Below are 14866 nucleotides of genomic sequence, written 5' to 3' on the forward strand. Positions count from 1 at the left end.
TCAGGCCGCCTTTCGTTCAGGTGCCGTGATGCCGAAGTCCTCGGGCCAGTGGTCCAGCGCCGACAGCACCGGGTAGGGCGTCATGCTGCCCATCGCGCACAGGCTGCCGGCCAGCATGGTGTCGCACAGGTCGCGCAGCAGGATCACCTGCTCGGCGCGGCGCTCGTCGCGGGTGATGCGGTCGATGACCTCCACGCCGCGCGTGCTGCCGATGCGGCAGGGCGTGCACTTGCCGCAGCTCTCCAGCGCGCAGAACTCCATCGCGTAACGGGCGAGGCGGGCCATGTCGGCCGTGTCGTCGTGCACCACGACGCCGCCATGGCCCAGCACGGCGCCGAAGGCGGCATAGGCTTCGTAGTCGAGCGGCGTGTCCCAGCGCGATTCGGGCACGTAGGCGCCCAGCGGGCCGCCGACCTGGATGGCCTTGACCGGCCGGCCGCTGCGCGTGCCGCCGCCGAAGTCGAACACCAGCTCCCTGAGCGTCAGGCCGAAGGCCTTCTCGACCAGCCCGCCGTGCTGGATGTTGCCGGCGAGCTGGAAGGGCAGCGTGCCGTGCGAGCGGCCCACGCCGTAGTTCTTGTAGAAGGCCGCCCCGCGCGCCAGGACGATGGGCACGCTGGCCAGGCTGATGACGTTGTTGATCACGGTCGGCTGGCCGAACAGCCCGGCCAGCGCCGGCAGCGGCGGCTTGGCGCGCACGATGCCGCGCCTGCCTTCGATGCTTTCCAGCATCGCGGTCTCTTCGCCGCAGACGTAGGCGCCGGCGGCCTTGCGCACCTCCAGGTGGAAGGCCCGGCCGCTGCCGCAGACGTTCTCGCCGAGGAAGCCGGCGGCCGTGGCGCGCGTGATCGCTTCTTGCACCACCGCCACCGCGTGCGGGTACTCGGAGCGGATGTAGACGTAGCCCTTGGTTGCGCCCACCGCGAGGCCGGCGATCGCCATGCCTTCGATCAGCATGTACGGATCGCCTTCGAGCGTCATGCGGTCGGAGAAGGTGCCGGAGTCGCCCTCGTCGGCATTGCAGACCACGTATTTCTGCGCCGCCTGCGCGCCGGCCACCGTCTTCCACTTGATGCCGGCCGGGAAGGCGGCGCCGCCGCGCCCGCGCAGGCCGGAATCCAGCACTTCCTGCACGATGGCCGCGGGCGCCAGCGCCAGCGCGCGCCTCAGGCCGGCCCAGCCCTCGTGGGCTTCGTAGTCGGCCAGCGAGAGCGGATCGGTCACGCCCACGCGGGCGAAGGTCAGCCGCTCTTGCTTCGCGAGGTAGGGGATGCGCTCGGTGGCGCCGTGGCACAGCGCATGCGCCGCGCCTTCGAGCAGGCCGGCGTCGAACAGGCCGGGCACGTCGTCGGCCGTCACCGGGCCGTAGGCGACGCGGCCCAGCGGTGTGGCCACTTCCACCAGCGGCTCGAGCCAGAACATGCCGCGCGAGCCGTTGCGCACGAGATGGATGGCGCGGCCGCGCGCGGCGGCTTCGGCGGCGATTCGTTCGGCGACTTCGTCGGCGCCGGCGGCCAGCGCGGCGGCGTCGCGCGGCACGTAGACCGTGGTCGCGCTCATCGCGCGACCCCCAGGCCGCCGAGCAGGCGTTCGAGCTTCTCGGGCGTCACGCGCGCGTGCAGCTTTTCGTCGATCTGCATCGCCGGCGACGAGGCGCATAGGCCCAGGCAGTACACCGGCTCCAGCGTCACCGCGCCGTCGGCGCGCGTCTCGTGCGCCTTGCAGCCCAGCAGCGCTTCGGCGCGCGCCAGCAGGTCTTCGGCGCCGCAGGCCTGGCAGGCCTCGGCGCGGCACACCTGCACCACGGCCCGGCCCGGCGCTTCGCGGCGGAAGAAGTGGTAGTAGGTGATCACGCCGTGCACCTCGGCGCGCGAGCGGTTGAAGGCCTGCGCCAGCACCGGCACGGCCGTGTCGGGCACGTGGCCCAGCGCCTCCTGCACCGCGTGCAGCGCGGGCATCAGGCCGCCGGGAACGTCGCGGTGCGCGTCGGCGATGCTGCGAACGGTGGCGATGGCTTCCGTTGTCGTCATGCGGCTTGTCTCCTGGCGACCGCTGATTCGAATTCAACGGCTCAATAGGCGGCGCGCCGCATATGGCAGCCGGTCGCCGCTGCCGCGATGGTCGTGCCGATCGCCTGCGGTGGCAATATGATCCAACCCGGCGTTGTCATCGGCTGTGCAGCGCCTATTTGCCACCGTCGCCCCATGTTTCGTGTCTCCGTCGCCCCGCTGTGGACCATCGAAGGCCCCGACGGCCGCGCGCTCGGCCCGCGCGTCGTCGAGCTGCTGGCGCAGGTCGACGAACACGGCAGCCTGGCCGGCGCCTGCGCGGCCAGCGGCGTGTCGTACCGCCACGCCTGGCAACTGCTGCGCGAGGGCGAGGCGCTGTTCGGCCAGCCGCTGCTGCTGATGTCGCGCGGCAAGGGCTCGCAGCTCACCGGCCTGGGCGAGCGCCTGGTGTGGGCGCAGCGGCGCGTGCAGGCGCGGCTGTCGCCGGTGCTGGACTCGCTCGCCTCCGAGCTGAACGCCGAGATCCGCAAGGCGCTCAGCGCCGCGCCCGAGCGGCTGCGCATCCACGCCAGCCACGGCTTCGCGGTGCAGATGCTGCACGAGGCCATGGAACGCGAGGCGCTGCCGCACGAGCTGAAGTACTGCGGCAGCGCCGAGGCGCTGGCCGCGCTGGTCAGCGGCGCCTGCGAGGTGGCGGGCTTCCACGTGCCGCTGGGCGAGTTCGAGGCCGCCACGGTGGCGCACTACCGCCCCTGGCTGGACCCGGCGCGCCAGCGCCTGGTGATGCTGGCCACGCGCCGCCAGGGCCTGATGGTGACGCCCGGCAACCCGAAGAAGATCTACGACGTGGCCGACCTCGCGCGGCCCGAGGTGCGCTTCATCAACCGCCAGCCCGGCTCGGGCACGCGCCACCTGCTCGACCTGATGCTGCGCCAGCGCCGCATCGACGTGGCGGCGATCCGCGGCCACGAGCAGTGCGAGTACACGCACGCCGCGGTGGCGGCTTTCGTCGCCAGCGGCATGGCCGACGCCGGCTTCGGCCTGGAGGTGCCGGCGCGCGAGTTCAAGCTCGAATTCCTGCCCTGCCACCAGGAGCGCTATTTCTTTCTCTGCGAGGCGGCGAGCCTGGAGACGCCCGACCTGCGCCGCATGATCGAACGGCTGCGCAGCGCCGACTTCCGCGACGCGGTGAACCGCCTGCCCGGCTACCAGGCCGACGAGGCCGGCCGCGTGCTGACGCTGGCCGAGGCCTTCGGCGCCCCGCCGCAGCGCGCGCATCGCTGAGATACTGGCCGCCGGCCCCAACACGAGGAGACGACACATGCAGAGCATCGAATTCAAGCGCCCCGACGGACGGGCCGCCAGGGGCGAACTGGCGACGGCCGAGCGGCCGCTCGGCGCGGTGGTGGTGATCCAGGAGTGGTGGGGGCTGAACGAGCAGATCCGCGGCGTGGCGCGGCGCTTCGCCGACGCCGGCTTCACCGCGCTGGTGCCCGATCTCTATCGCGGCAAGAGCACCGTCGAGGCCGAGGAGGCGCACCACCTGATGAGCGGGCTGAACTTCGGCGAGGCGGCGCAGCAGGACATCCGCGGCGCGGTGCAGTACCTGAAGGCGCTGAAGGCCGGCAGCGGCAAGGTCGGCGTCACCGGCTACTGCATGGGCGGCGCGCTGACCGTGCTGGCCTCGACGATGGTGCCCGAGGCCGACGCGGCGGTGGTGTGGTACGGCCTGCCGCCGCTCGAATACGTCGATGCCGGCAAGATCAGCATCCCGCTGCAGGCCCACTGGGCCACGCAGGACCAGGCCTTCGCGATCGAGAACGTCGACGGCCTGGAAGCGAAGCTGAAGGATGCCGGCGTACGCTACGAAGGCCACCGCTACCAGGCGCACCACGCCTTCGCGAACGAGACCGCGCAGGGCCGCGGCCGCATCCCGATGACGCAGTACGACGCGGCCTGGGCGCAGATGGCCTGGGACCGCACGATGCGCTTCTTCGGCGCCGTGCTGAGCTGAGCTACGCCCCGCCCGGGGCCGGCCGCGCCAGCCCGGCGACGTTGCGCGCCAGCCCGGCGACGCTGCGCGCCACCTCCTCCTCGGGCACGCCGTACAGATCGGCCAGCGTGCGCGGCGTCATCACGGCGGCCGCCGCGCCGAAGGCTTGCCAGCGCGCCCCGGCGCCCATCAGCGCGACGCGGTCGGCGATGCGCAGCGCGTGCTCGGGCTGGTGGGTCGAGAGCAGCACCGCGACGCCGCGCGACTCGAGCGCCTCGATCTCGCGCAGCACCACGCGCTGGTTGCCGAAGTCGAGGCTGGCGGTGGGTTCGTCCATCACGATCACGCGCGCCCGCTGCGCCAGCGCGCGCGCGATCAGCACGAGCTGGCGCTCGCCGCCGCTGATCTCGGTGTAGGGCCGCGCCGCGAGGTGGGCGATGCCGAGCCGCTCGAGCGCCTCGGCGGCGGCGGCGCGGTCGTCCCGCGAGGGCAGCGCGAAGGCGCCGACGTGCACCGCGCGGCCCATCAGCACCACGTCTTCGACGCGGTAGGCGAACACGCCGCCGTGCGCCTGCGGCACGTAGGCGACGCGGCGCGCGATCGCCTCGCGCGGCGCGGCCAGCAGGTCGATGCCCTCGACCTCGACGCGCCCGCCCAGCGCCGGGATCAGCCCGAGCACGGTGCGGAACAGCGTCGTCTTGCCGCAGCCGTTCGGCCCGAGCAGCGCGACCACCTCGCCGGCGCGCACGTCCAGGTCGACGGGCGCGCCCAGCGCGCGGCCGTGGTGGCCGAAGGCCAGCGCGTGCAGCGCGAGCAGTGGCGTGCCGTTCATGCCGGCCGGCGGCGCCGCCCGAGCAGCCAGAGGAAGAAGGGCGCGCCGACGCCGGCGGTCAGCACCGACAGCGGCAGCTCGATGGCCGCGAGCGTGCGCGCCAGCGTGTCGGCCAGCATCAGGAAGGCCGCGCCCAGGCCCATCGCCACCGGCAGCAGGCGGCTGAACTCGGGCCCGACCAGCAGCCGCGCCACGTGCGGCACCACCAGCCCGACCCAGCCGACGATGCCCGACAGGGCCACCGCCGACGCGGTCATCAGCGTCGCGCCGGCCACCACCGCCGCGCGCAGCGGGCCGACGCGCGCGCCCAGCGCGGCGGCCTCGTCGTCGGGCAGCGACAGCAGGTTGATGCGCCAGCGCGCCAGCACCAGCACCAGCGCGCCGGCGGCCAGCCAGGGCCAGGCGAAGTACAGGTCGGCCGGCGTGACCGCGTTCAGCCCGCCGAGCAGCCAGAAGGTGATGGCCGGCAACTGCACGCTCGGGTCGGCCAGCAGCTTGACCAGCGAGATGCCGGCGCCCAGCAGCGCGCCCACCGCCACGCCGGCGAGCACCAGCACCAGCACCGGCTCGTGTTCGCCGACGCGGCGCGCGGCCAGCATCACCACGGCCACCGCGAGCAGCCCGCCGCCGAAGGCCGCGCCGGAGATCAGCGCCACCGGCAGGCCGAGCAGGATGGCGACGGCCGCGCCCAGCCCGCAGCCGGCCGAGACGCCGAGGATGTCGGGCGAGACCAGCGGGTTGCGGAACATCGCCTGGAAGGCCGCGCCGGCCGCGCCCAGCGCCGCGCCGACCAGCGCCGCGGCCAGCACGCGCGGGCCGCGCACGCTCCAGATCACCGCCTCGGCCGCCGGCGGCAGCGGCGAAGCGGCGCCGCTCAGGCGCGCCAGCAGCGAGGCCCACAGCTCGGCCGGCGCGAGCGGGAACTTGCCGACCGAGAACGAGGCCGTCGCCACGGCCAGCAGCAGCACGAGCCCGGCCGCGCCCCAGGCCAGGCGCCGCGCGCCGCCGCGCCGCGCCTCAGGTTCGGCCATCGAGCCAGCCCTGCACGGCCTCGCGCGGCGGCGTCACGCCGTAGAACAGCGCGTGGAAGCGCAGCGCTTCATCGACGCTTTCGTCGAGCGCCGCGCGCGCCGGCGCCGTGCCGCGGCGCAACTGCGCCGCCAGCCACTTCACGCCGAGCAGGCGGTTCACCGAGGGCGGGCCGTCGAGCCAGCCGAAGGGCAGCTCGGGCGCGAGCAGCAAGCGGCCTTCGCGCACCGCCGGCAGCGTGCGCCACGGCGCATCGCCGCGCGCCAGGCGGTGGAAGTTGCGGTCCTGCGTCAGCACCCAGTCGGGCGACCAGCCGAGCACCTGCTCCATCGAGACGCGTGCCACGCCGGCGCGCCCGGTGACGGCGACGTTGCGGCCGCCGGCGGCCTCGATGATCTCGGCGTTGATCGCGCCGGCGGTGGCGGTCTCCAGCCCGTCGGCGCCGCGCGCGAGGTAGACCGAGGGCCGCGCGGCGCCGTCGCCCCTGACCCGCGCCGCCTCGGCCAGCGCCTCGTCGGCGAAGGCGGCCAGCGCCTGGCCGCGCGCGGGCGCGCCGAGCAGCGCGCCCAGCTCGCGCAACTGCGCCGCCGAATCGGCCAGCCGCCCGTCGGCCAGCAGGTAGGGCACGCCGGTCTGCTCGGCGACGCGCTGCGCGGTCGAGACGTAGGTGGCGTCCACCGAGCCGGCGTCGACGATCAGGTCGGGCTGGAGCGCCAGCAGCGCTTCCAGGCTGACGGTGCTGCCGCGGCCCGACAGGCGGCCGAGCACCGGCTTGTCGCGCGCCGCGGCGGGCAGCAGCGCCTTGGCGGCGTCCGGCAGCGGCGTCGGCCAGCCGAGCAGGCGCTCGGGCGCCAGGCAGGCCAGCAGCACGCCGGCCGGCGGCCCGGCGGCGAACAGGCGCTGCGGCGGCGCCGCGAGCGGGCGGCCGAAGCGTTGCACCAGGTTGGCGGCGCGCGCCGGGCGAACACCGGCGCCGACGCCCGCGCACAGCGTCGCGGCGCCGATCAGCCAGGCGCGGCGCGAGACCCGTCGTTCTTCAGGCATGCGCTGCCGCCGCCAGCGTCGCGGCCAGCCAGCGGTCGATCGCCGCGCGCTCGGGCGGCAGCAGCGGCGCGCCGCCGCTGAAGCGCTGCCAGGCCTCGGCGTGGCGCGTGGCCACCACGGTCAGCAGCGGGATGCCGAGCGCCATCAGTTCGAGCAGTTCGGCGCTGAAACCGCCGCCTTCGGCTTCCAGAGCGCCGAAGCGGTTGCTGACCACCAGGTCGGGCACGGCCTCGGCGGCGCGGCGCAGCACCGCGCTGGCGCGCGCGAAGCCCTGCGGGTCGGCGCGGCACGCGCCGGAGCCGCTGCCCAGCGGCTGCGACACCAGGTACTCGTCGAGCGTCTGCAGGTCCACCAGCACCATCGGCGAAGCGCAGCCGTGGCCGCCGTCGGGATGGGTCATCACCAGGCCGTGCACCGCGCGGCCCAGGCGGCGCTGCTGGCAGGCGATCGCGGCCAGCAGCGTGTCGACGTCGGCCGTGCCGTCGTCGACGATGGCGGCGGCGCGGGGCGCGCCGTCGTCGCATGCGGAACTCATGGTTCGTGCTCCTTCAGAATTCGACGCGCGCCTGCGCGAACCACGAGCGCCCCGGCACCGGGAAGCCGGCATCGAGTTCGTAGTTGCGATCGGTGGCGTTCTCGACGCCGGCTTCCAGCGTCAGCGACGGCAGCGGCCTCCAGAGCGCCTTCAGGCCGAGGATGGTGAAGCCGGACAGCGCGGTGGTGTTGTTGACCCAGCGCTTGCTGTTGTGCTCCAGCGTGGCCTGCACGGAGACGCCTTCCAGCGGGCGCACGACTGCGTAGGCGAAGGCCTTGTTGTCGGGCACGCCGGTCACGCGCGTGTCGGGGTTGGAGGTGTTCCTCTGCTCCATCAGCGTCAGGTTGCCGCCCAGGTCGAGCCAGGCCAGCGGCGTGGCGCGCGCGCCCAGCTCGATGCCGTGGACCTGCGTGCGGCCGACGTTGCGCATCTGGCAGGGCGTGGCCGGGCCGCAGCTCGTGCCGCCGGCGACGAACACCGACTGGATCTTGTCGTCGACCTCGCCGAGGAACAGCGCCGCTTCGAGCTGCAAGCCGGCGCTGGGCCGGCCCTGGTAGCCGACCTCGAGGTTGAGCGAGCGCTCCGGCCCGAGCTGCGGGTTCTCGACGTAGTTGCCCAGGCGCTGCGAGTAGCGGTCCTTCAGCGTCGGCAGGCGCGTCTTGCGCGAGGCGCTGAGGTAGGCGCGGGCCGTCGGCGTCAGGTCGTGGAACAGGCCCACCTGCGCGTTGGTGCCGTGCGAGGTGTCGGGCAGCGCGTAGGTGCTGGTCAGGCCGAACACGCTGTCGGGGTGCAGGCTGTGGCGCGCCGCGCCCAGCGAGAGCTGCCAGTGCTCGGCGATGTCGATCAGGTCTTCGACGCCGATCGAGCGCAGCGTGTCCTCGTAGCGGGTGTTGAGCAGCGCGTTGGCGTCGCGCTCCTCGTGGCGGTCCTTCTTCTGCTGCACGACCGCGCGCCAGAGCTGGCCGGCGAAGCGGCGCGATTCCAGCTCGACGGCGCCGCCGGTGCTGCGGTCGTGGTAGATGCTGCGCCCGGTGGCGACGCTGCCCTGCCCGCTGGTGCGCAGCGTGGTGTAGGTGGCGTCGGTGTAGCTCGTCACCTCGTTGTCGAAACGGTCGTGGTACAGGCGCAGCTTGAGCGCCTCGGACGCGCCCAGCGCGGTGCGCGAGACGAAGTACAGGCTCTCCTTGTCCCACATCGGCCAGCGCCAGTAGCGCACGCCGGATGTGCCGGTGGTGGGCGGCTGGCCCTTCTCGCCGTCCTGCTTGTAGTACGACAGCGCGTACTCGTCGCTCGCGTTCGGCGTCAGGCCGAGCTTGAACGACAGCTTGCGGTCGCGGCGGTCGCTGTTGTCGCGCAGGCCGCCGTCTTCGGTGGGCGTCGGCTCGAAGTCCGACGAGAGGCGGAAGCCGTCGGCCTCGCGCTGCGAGACGCTCGCCTGGGCGTACCACATGCCCTGCCGCGTGCCGACGTTCACGCCGGCCTTGCGCTCGCCGCCGGCGCCGGCGCCGACGAAGGCGTCGCCCTCGAAGGCGCGCGTCGGCTTGCGCGAGACGAGGTTGATCGCGCCGCCCAGCGCGTTCGGGCCGTAGGCGATCGAGCTGAAGCCCTTGGCCACCTGGATCGCGGCGATGTCGTAGGTGCTGAAGCGGGCGAAGTCGACGTAGCCGTCGTAGGGCACGTAGACCGGGATGCCGTCGATGAACAGCGGCACCTGGCGCGGGTCGTAGCCGCGCACGTACACCATCGACTCGTTGCGCGAGTTGGTGGCCAGCGTCACGCCGGGCAGCAGCGAGACCGCGTCGCCCACCGTCTCGCGGCCGAACTGCTGCATCTGCGTCTGCGTGACCAGCGAGCCGGCCTGGTCCTCGGGCATTCCGCCGACCGGCGCGCGCGCGCCGGTGACGGTGACGGTGCCGAGCGTGAAGGCTTCGTCGGCGCGGGCGCCGGCGGCGAGCGAGAGGCAGGCCAGGGCCAGCAGGGACAGGCGCAGCGGGGCGCGGGCAGCGGTCGGAATGGACATGGCGGAGGGAAGCAGCAGTCGATATGTATGCACGAATATATCGCAGCCCGAAGGCGGGATATCTCGGTGAATACAACGAGTGCAGCGAGCGCGCGGCGCTCAGCGCGCCAGCATGCCGACCAGCTTGCGGATGTCGGCGCGGGCGGCCTGCGCGGCGGTTTCTTCGATGCGCCGGTACAGCGCGATCAGCTCGCGCCCGCTGGCGGTGAGCGCGCTGCCGCCGCCGGCGCTGCCGCCCTTGGCCGAGTCGACCGCCGGCGTCTTCAGCGCGTGGTTCATCTCGTCGATCAGCATCCAGGCGCGGCGGTACGACATGTCCAGGCTCTTGGCCGCGGCGGTGATCGAGCCGCAGCGCTCGATCGCCTCGAGCAGCGCGATCTTGCCCGGCCCGATGGCGATGACGTCGCCGTCGTTGATGCGCATGCGAAAGCGCAGTTGCGGCCCCGGCGGGGAGGACTTGTTGGGAGCGGGTGCGCGCCGGGTCGTCATGAGGGCCGAGCATAACCAGTCCGCGCGGGGGCTTCGCGGCGAGTGCGGCGGCGCTGCCGGCACAATCCCGCGCACCGGCCCTGCCCGATTCCGGGGCGGGGCGACCGACGGAGCAAGCCCATGAAGACCACCGCACGCAACCAGTTCGCCGGCACCGTGTCGGCCGTCGAGATCGGCCCGGTGTCGGCCAGCGTGAGCATCACGCTGGACGGCGGCGTGGAGATCGTCGCGACGCTGACCAGCGCCGCGGCCACGCGCCTGCGGCTTGCCAAGGGCCGCCAGGCGCTGGCGCTCGTCAAGGCCTCGGCCGTGGTGCTGGTGACCGACTTCGACGGCTGGCAGCTCTCGGCGCGCAACCAGCTCGCCGGCAGCGTCGCGCGCGTCGAGCGCGGCGCGGTGTCGTCGCTGGTGGCGCTGACGCTGCCCGGCGGCCAGGCCATCACCGCCAGCGTCACCAACGAAGGCGCCGACGCGCTCGGCCTGAAGCCCGGCATGGCGGCCACGGCGGTGTTCAAGGCCTATTCGGTGATCGTGGCGGCGCGGCCCTGAACGAGCGGGCCGCCGCGATGCGCGCCATCGCCCGGGAGCTGGTTGCGGCGGTCGAGGGCCTCGCCGCAATCGGGCCGCTGCCGCGCGTGCGCCGACTGCTGCTGCCGCCGGCCGAGTCGCGCAACAGCGAGTTCAGCGCGGTGGAACTGGACGACGGCTCGATCGGCCTGAGCTTCGCACTGCTGGGCGGCGCGCTGGCGCAACTGCATGCGGGCAAAGGTGCCGGCATCGCCGGGCTGCCCGCGCTCGAACTGGCGCGCCGCTATGCCGACGAAGGCGAAGGCGTGCAGCGCATGCTCGGCTTTGCCGCCATCAACGCGCTGACGCGCCACCTGTACGGCCGCGCCGGCTACACGCCGCCGCCGGCGCGCGGCTCGATGGGCGATCTCGACCTGGGCCCGGGCGACCACGCCGGCATGGTCGGCCTGTTCCCGCCGCTGGTGAAGCAGGTGCTGGCCACCGGCGCGCGGCTGACGGTGCTGGAACTGCGCGAAGACCTGCTGGGCAGCCACGAGGGCTGGCGCGTGACGCGCGACGCGGCGGAACTGCGCCACTGCAACAAGGTGATGAGCACCAGCACCGTGCTGCTCAACGACACGCTAGCCGAACTGCTGGGGCACTGCCGCGGCGCCGAGCGCATCGCGATGATCGGCCCGGGGGCGGGCTGCCTGCCCGATGCCTTGTTCGAGCGCGGCGTCACGCTGCTGGGCGGTAGCTGGATCGTCGACGCCGAAGGTTTCAAGGCCGCGCTCGCGGCCGGCATGCCGTGGAGCGCACACGCGCGCAAGACCGCCATCGCGCGCGACGCCTGGCCCGGTGCCGCCGCGCTGCTGGCGCGCGCCGCTTCAGTGCAGCGTTGAATCGGCGCGCGGCGCCTCGTCGGCGCAGGCGCAGGAGACGATCAGCGCATCGAAGGTGAGGGTGCAGCCGCAGCCGACGCAACGACACACGAGGCGCACACCCGCTTCCTTGTTCGCCGGCCTGAGCAGCGGGGCCGCAGCGCTGCGCGGCGCGGACTCGACGGGTTGCAGTTTCATGGCGGGCCTCCTTGAATGTCGAGGCCAGTATGGGCGCGCGGGCGGCGCGCCGCATCCCCTGCTTGGAGGTTCAGGTTCCCCCTAGTTCACCTTGTGCGTCACGGCGTCGCGCAAGGCGCGCGCACGCACGCTTTCGGGGCTGTCGGCACCGGTGCTGGCCGCGAGGTGCTCGACGGCCCGATCGAAAGCCGCCGCCGCCTCGGCGTCGTTGCCGCCGGCACGCCCGGCCCGTGCCAACAGCAGCCAGGCCTGGCCGGTGTGGTCGGAATGCGGCTTGCCGCCTTGCAGGCGCTGGCCGATGGCGAGCGCCTCGCGGGCATCGACGGCGGCGTCGGCCGCGCGGCCGAGCGCGAGCGACGCCTCGGCGCGGCCGCGCAACGCCAGGCCGAGGTGCGAGGGATTGGCGCCGATGCTGCGCAAGCGCGCGAGCTGGCGCGACAGCAGCGCCTGCGCCTGCGCCGCATCGCCGCGGCGCAGCAGCAGGCGCGCCTGCATCCACTCGGCGCGGATGCTGGCCGGGTGGCCGGCGTCGTCGGCGCCGGGCAGCCCGGCGGCGCGCTGCAGGGCCTGCTCGGCTTCGTCGGGCCGGCCGAGCGCGAGCAGTACGCCGGCCATGCCGGCCAGGCCGTAACGGCTGCCCGGCGCGTGGCCGGCGCGCTCGCTCGCGGCGAGCGTCTCGCGGTAGGCGGCCAGCGCGTCGTTCCAGCGGCCGATGCGTTCGAGCGCCATCGCGCGGTTGCCCAGCAGCCAGCTCGGCGGGTCGCGCCAGGCCATGCGCCGGCGGTGGCCGGCCAGCAGCTCGTCGTAGCGCGCCAACGCACGCTGCACGTCGCCGCTGGCGAGTTCGGCCACGCCCCAGTTGCTGAGCATCACGCGCGCATGCAGGCTGTCGAGCCGGTGCAGCGCGCGATAGCGCGCCTGCGAGCGCTCGAACCACTGCTCGGCCTCGCCGCTGCGGCCGTCGGCGTGCAGCGCGAAGGCGATGTCGCCGAGCAGTTCGGCCTCCAGCGCGCCGCCACCGCGGCCGGCGTCTTGCAGCCGCGCCAGCGCGGCCTGCGCCGATTGCAGCGCGAGCCGCGGCTCGCTGCGGTTGGCGGCGATCGCGCCGCGCATCTGCAGGCAGTGCGCCGCGGCGAGGTCGGGCGTGGCGCGGTCGGCGATCCAGCGCTGCAGCAGGCGCACGGCCTCGTCGCTGCGGCCCAGCGATTCGAGCAGCTGGCCGCGATCGCAGTCGATCTGTGCGCGCAGCGTGCGGTCGTCCGATTCGCGCAGGATGCTGCCGGCGCGTTCCAGCAGCGCATCGCTGCGCTGCGGATCGCTCTGGTATTCGGCAAGGATGCGCAGGATGGCCGCCTCGTGCTCGGGCACCGCGCCGAAGGCCGGCGCCACCATCTGCCGGCCGCGCTCGAGCATCTGCCGCACCGCCTCGGCCTGCGCCGGCTCTACCGCCTCGGTGAACAGCGCGCCGAAGAACTCGTTGATGGCGTCGTTGCGCGCCAGCAGCGCGCGTGCCTGGTCGCGCTCTCGTTCGGCCTCGCGTGCCTGCCAGGTGGCCAGCGCGGTGCCGGCGATCAGCGCCGCCGCCACCGCGCCGCCGGCTGCCAGCGCGAGCCGGTGCCGCGCGGCGGCCTTGGCGAGCCGCTCGCCGACGCCGTAGGGCCGCGCCAGCAGCGGCGCGCCGGCGAGGTGGCGCTCGATGTCGGCGGCGAAGGCCTCGACGCTGCGGTAGCGTTGCGCCGGATCCTTGCGCATCGCCTTGGCCAGCAGGGTGTCGAGGTCGCCGCGCAGCGCGCGCGCCGTGCGCCGGTCGGGCGCGCGCGTGCTGGCCGGCGGCACGTCGGCGGCCAGCACCGCCTCTTCGAGCGCGGCCGGCGTGTCGCGCGGCAGGCGGTACGGCCGCGCGCCGGCGAGCAGCTCGTAGAGCACCACGCCGAGCGAGTAGACATCGGTGGCCACGCCCACCGGCCGGCCGCCCACCTGCTCGGGCGAGGCGTAGTCGGGTGTCACCGCGCGGCCCATCAGGCGCGTGAGCTGCGCGCGCGCCGGATCGTCGTCGTGCAGCAGCTTGGCGACGCCGAAATCGAGCAGGCGCACCTCGCCCGACGGCGTCACCAGGATGTTGCTCGGCTTCAGGTCGCGGTGCACGATCAGCCGGCCGTGCGCGTGCGAGACGGCCTCGGCCACCTGCAGGAACAGGCGCAGCCGCGCGGCGATGTCGAGCGCGTGTTCGACGCAGTGGCGGTCGATCGTCACGCCATCGACGTACTCCATCGCCAGCCACGGCCGGCCGGCGGGCGTGACGCCGGCGTCGTACAGCCGCGCGATGCGCGGATGTTCGAGCACGGCGAGGATGTCGCGCTCGCGTGTCATGCGCTGCGCCAGGCTGGAGGCCCAGCCGGCGTGCGGCAGCTTGAGCGCCTCCAGGCGGGCCAGGCTGCCGTCGATGCGTTCGGCCAGCCACACCGTGGCCATGCCGCCGCGGCCGATCTCGCGCAACAGCCGGTACGGGCCGACGACGTCGCCGGCGCGGTCCGGCTCGAAGCCGGCCTCGTTCAGCCCGTCCACGTCGAGCGGCGCGCGCAGGAACGCGTCACCCGAATCGGTGTCGGCGCGCGCCAGCAGGTCGCGCAGCAGCGGCAGCAGCTCGCGCTCGGGCGCCGGCAGTGCGTGCATCCATGCGGCGCGTTCGGGCGCCGGCAGCGCCAGCGCGGCTTCGAGCAGCGCATTGACGCGGCGCAGCTCGTCGGCGTTCATCGCCCCAGCAGTTGCGCCAGCAGCAGTCGCGCGCGTTCCCAGTCGCGCCGCACGGTGCGGTCGGTGACGCCCAGCGCCGCGGCGATTTCGAGGTCGGTGAGGCCGGCGAAGTAGCGCATCTCGACCACGCTCACCAGCCGCGCGTCGACCTGCGCCAGCGTCTGCAGCGCCTCGTGCACCTCGAGGATCTCGTCGTCGCGCGTGCCCAGCATCTCGCCGGCGCGCGTGTCGAGGGTGATGTGCTCGACGTCGCCGCCGCGCCGCAAGGCGCGGCGGCGGCGCACGAAGTCGATCACCACGGAGCGCATCGTCTTGGCGGCATAAGCGAGGAAGTGCTCGCGGTCGGCCAGCGCCACCAGCCCCTCGCGCTGCATGCGCATGAAGGCCTCGTGCACCAGCGCCGAGGTGTCGAGCAGCGTGTGGCGGCCGCCGCCGGCCAGGCGAGAGCGCGCCAGGCGCCGCAGCTCGTGGTAGAGCTGGGCGAACAGCACGTCGGCGGACGCGGCCGGCTCGCCGGATTCGAGGGTGACCATGGGGAAGGGCTCGCGGCGCGGTGCCCGTCGGCGACAGGCGGG

Annotated in this window: 15 protein-coding genes; 4 read left to right on the forward strand and 11 right to left on the reverse strand. The window is 74.1% G+C overall.

The genetic code is table 11. The features are described from left to right. Together QM792_RS03510 and QM792_RS03515 are read right to left on the reverse strand one after the other, a co-directional pair. Positions 1 to 1560, reverse strand: a complete 1560-nt coding sequence (locus QM792_RS03510) for a formate dehydrogenase beta subunit (protein WP_415147797.1) — start codon at positions 1558 to 1560, stop codon at positions 1 to 3. Then, positions 1557 to 2030: a formate dehydrogenase subunit gamma gene (locus QM792_RS03515; protein WP_415147798.1), complete on the reverse strand. Its 474-nt coding sequence runs from the start codon at positions 2028 to 2030 to the stop codon at positions 1557 to 1559. Before QM792_RS03515 ends, QM792_RS03510 begins: the two co-directional genes overlap by 4 nt. Before the next feature lie 174 nt (positions 2031 to 2204). On the opposite strand from QM792_RS03515, the gene QM792_RS03520 reads away from it, so the two are divergent. Continuing rightward, the gene (locus QM792_RS03520; RefSeq protein WP_415147799.1) at positions 2205 to 3293 is read left to right on the forward strand and encodes a substrate-binding domain-containing protein; all 1089 of its coding nucleotides are present in this window, start codon (positions 2205 to 2207) and stop codon (positions 3291 to 3293) included. Positions 3294 to 3330: 37 nt separating this feature from the next. Continuing rightward, positions 3331 to 4023 (forward strand): dienelactone hydrolase family protein, encoded by a 693-nt coding sequence (locus QM792_RS03525; RefSeq protein WP_415147800.1) that lies wholly within the window; start codon positions 3331 to 3333, stop codon positions 4021 to 4023. 1 nt (position 4024) lies between these two features. Here QM792_RS03525 and QM792_RS03530 read toward each other — a convergent pair whose 3' ends face one another. The 6 genes from QM792_RS03530 to QM792_RS03555 all read right to left on the reverse strand — a co-directional run bounded on the left by QM792_RS03530 (position 4025) and on the right by QM792_RS03555 (position 9951). Continuing rightward, positions 4025 to 4834 carry an ABC transporter ATP-binding protein gene (locus QM792_RS03530; RefSeq protein WP_415147801.1) on the reverse strand — a complete coding sequence of 270 codons (810 nt, stop codon included), beginning with the start codon at positions 4832 to 4834 and terminating at the stop codon, positions 4025 to 4027. After that, a complete protein-coding gene (locus QM792_RS03535; RefSeq protein WP_415147802.1) occupies positions 4831 to 5865 on the reverse strand; it encodes a FecCD family ABC transporter permease in 1035 nt (344 codons plus the stop codon). Before QM792_RS03535 ends, QM792_RS03530 begins: the two co-directional genes overlap by 4 nt. Further along, positions 5852 to 6907 (reverse strand): ABC transporter substrate-binding protein, encoded by a 1056-nt coding sequence (locus QM792_RS03540; protein WP_415147803.1) that lies wholly within the window; start codon positions 6905 to 6907, stop codon positions 5852 to 5854. Before QM792_RS03540 ends, QM792_RS03535 begins: the two co-directional genes overlap by 14 nt. After that, complete coding sequence (locus QM792_RS03545; RefSeq protein WP_415147804.1) at positions 6900 to 7442, reverse strand: DUF2478 domain-containing protein; 543 nt, start codon at positions 7440 to 7442, stop codon at positions 6900 to 6902. Before QM792_RS03545 ends, QM792_RS03540 begins: the two co-directional genes overlap by 8 nt. 13 nt (positions 7443 to 7455) lie before the next feature. Then, entirely contained in the window at positions 7456 to 9462 is a 2007-nt protein-coding gene (locus QM792_RS03550) for a TonB-dependent receptor plug domain-containing protein (protein WP_415147805.1), read from the reverse strand. Positions 9463 to 9561: 99 nt separating this feature from the next. After that, a complete protein-coding gene (locus QM792_RS03555; protein ID WP_415147806.1) occupies positions 9562 to 9951 on the reverse strand; it encodes a winged helix-turn-helix domain-containing protein in 390 nt (129 codons plus the stop codon). A gap of 120 nt (positions 9952 to 10071) precedes the next feature. On the opposite strand from QM792_RS03555, the gene QM792_RS03560 reads away from it, so the two are divergent. Both QM792_RS03560 and QM792_RS03565 read left to right on the forward strand, forming a co-directional pair. Further along, positions 10072 to 10500: a TOBE domain-containing protein gene (locus QM792_RS03560; RefSeq protein ID WP_415147807.1), complete on the forward strand. Its 429-nt coding sequence runs from the start codon at positions 10072 to 10074 to the stop codon at positions 10498 to 10500. Between the two features lie 17 nt (positions 10501 to 10517). Next, positions 10518 to 11360, forward strand: coding sequence for a Rossmann-like domain-containing protein (locus QM792_RS03565; RefSeq protein WP_415147808.1), 843 nt, complete (start codon positions 10518 to 10520; stop codon positions 11358 to 11360). Here QM792_RS03565 and QM792_RS03570 read toward each other — a convergent pair. From QM792_RS03570 to QM792_RS03580, 3 genes are all read right to left on the reverse strand, one after another. After that, positions 11346 to 11537: a hypothetical protein gene (locus tag QM792_RS03570; protein WP_415147809.1), complete on the reverse strand. Its 192-nt coding sequence runs from the start codon at positions 11535 to 11537 to the stop codon at positions 11346 to 11348. The two genes, QM792_RS03565 and QM792_RS03570, sit on opposite strands and share 15 nt — an antisense overlap. A gap of 81 nt (positions 11538 to 11618) precedes the next feature. Then, positions 11619 to 14291: a protein kinase domain-containing protein gene (locus QM792_RS03575; RefSeq protein ID WP_415147810.1), complete on the reverse strand. Its 2673-nt coding sequence runs from the start codon at positions 14289 to 14291 to the stop codon at positions 11619 to 11621. Further along, a complete protein-coding gene (locus QM792_RS03580; RefSeq protein ID WP_415147811.1) occupies positions 14288 to 14824 on the reverse strand; it encodes an ECF-type sigma factor in 537 nt (178 codons plus the stop codon). The genes QM792_RS03575 and QM792_RS03580 overlap by 4 nt, the downstream gene beginning before the upstream one ends. Positions 14825 to 14866: the final 42 nt, after the last annotated feature.

It is taken from the genome of Piscinibacter sp. (assembly GCF_047600445.1).
Taxonomy (GTDB): domain Bacteria; phylum Pseudomonadota; class Gammaproteobacteria; order Burkholderiales; family Burkholderiaceae_C; genus Piscinibacter.

Excerpts from the sequence above, each read along its gene's own strand:
- QM792_RS03525 (WP_415147800.1), top strand. The coding sequence starts at position 3,331 with ATGCAGAGCATCGAATTCAAGCGCCCCGACGGACGGGCCGCCAGGGGC.
- QM792_RS03545 (WP_415147804.1), bottom strand. The coding sequence starts at position 7,442 with ATGAGTTCCGCATGCGACGACGGCGCGCCCCGCGCCGCCGCCATCGTC.
- QM792_RS03550 (WP_415147805.1), bottom strand. The coding sequence starts at position 9,462 with ATGTCCATTCCGACCGCTGCCCGCGCCCCGCTGCGCCTGTCCCTGCTG.
- QM792_RS03560 (WP_415147807.1), top strand. The coding sequence starts at position 10,072 with ATGAAGACCACCGCACGCAACCAGTTCGCCGGCACCGTGTCGGCCGTC.
- QM792_RS03530 (WP_415147801.1), bottom strand. The coding sequence starts at position 4,834 with ATGAACGGCACGCCACTGCTCGCGCTGCACGCGCTGGCCTTCGGCCAC.
- QM792_RS03570 (WP_415147809.1), bottom strand. The coding sequence starts at position 11,537 with ATGAAACTGCAACCCGTCGAGTCCGCGCCGCGCAGCGCTGCGGCCCCG.
- QM792_RS03555 (WP_415147806.1), bottom strand. The coding sequence starts at position 9,951 with ATGACGACCCGGCGCGCACCCGCTCCCAACAAGTCCTCCCCGCCGGGG.
- QM792_RS03515 (WP_415147798.1), bottom strand. The coding sequence starts at position 2,030 with ATGACGACAACGGAAGCCATCGCCACCGTTCGCAGCATCGCCGACGCG.
- QM792_RS03540 (WP_415147803.1), bottom strand. The coding sequence starts at position 6,907 with ATGCCTGAAGAACGACGGGTCTCGCGCCGCGCCTGGCTGATCGGCGCC.
- QM792_RS03565 (WP_415147808.1), top strand. The coding sequence starts at position 10,518 with ATGCGCGCCATCGCCCGGGAGCTGGTTGCGGCGGTCGAGGGCCTCGCC.
- QM792_RS03520 (WP_415147799.1), top strand. The coding sequence starts at position 2,205 with ATGTTTCGTGTCTCCGTCGCCCCGCTGTGGACCATCGAAGGCCCCGAC.
- QM792_RS03575 (WP_415147810.1), bottom strand. The coding sequence starts at position 14,291 with ATGAACGCCGACGAGCTGCGCCGCGTCAATGCGCTGCTCGAAGCCGCG.
- QM792_RS03535 (WP_415147802.1), bottom strand. The coding sequence starts at position 5,865 with ATGGCCGAACCTGAGGCGCGGCGCGGCGGCGCGCGGCGCCTGGCCTGG.
- QM792_RS03510 (WP_415147797.1), bottom strand. The coding sequence starts at position 1,560 with ATGAGCGCGACCACGGTCTACGTGCCGCGCGACGCCGCCGCGCTGGCC.
- QM792_RS03580 (WP_415147811.1), bottom strand. The coding sequence starts at position 14,824 with ATGGTCACCCTCGAATCCGGCGAGCCGGCCGCGTCCGCCGACGTGCTG.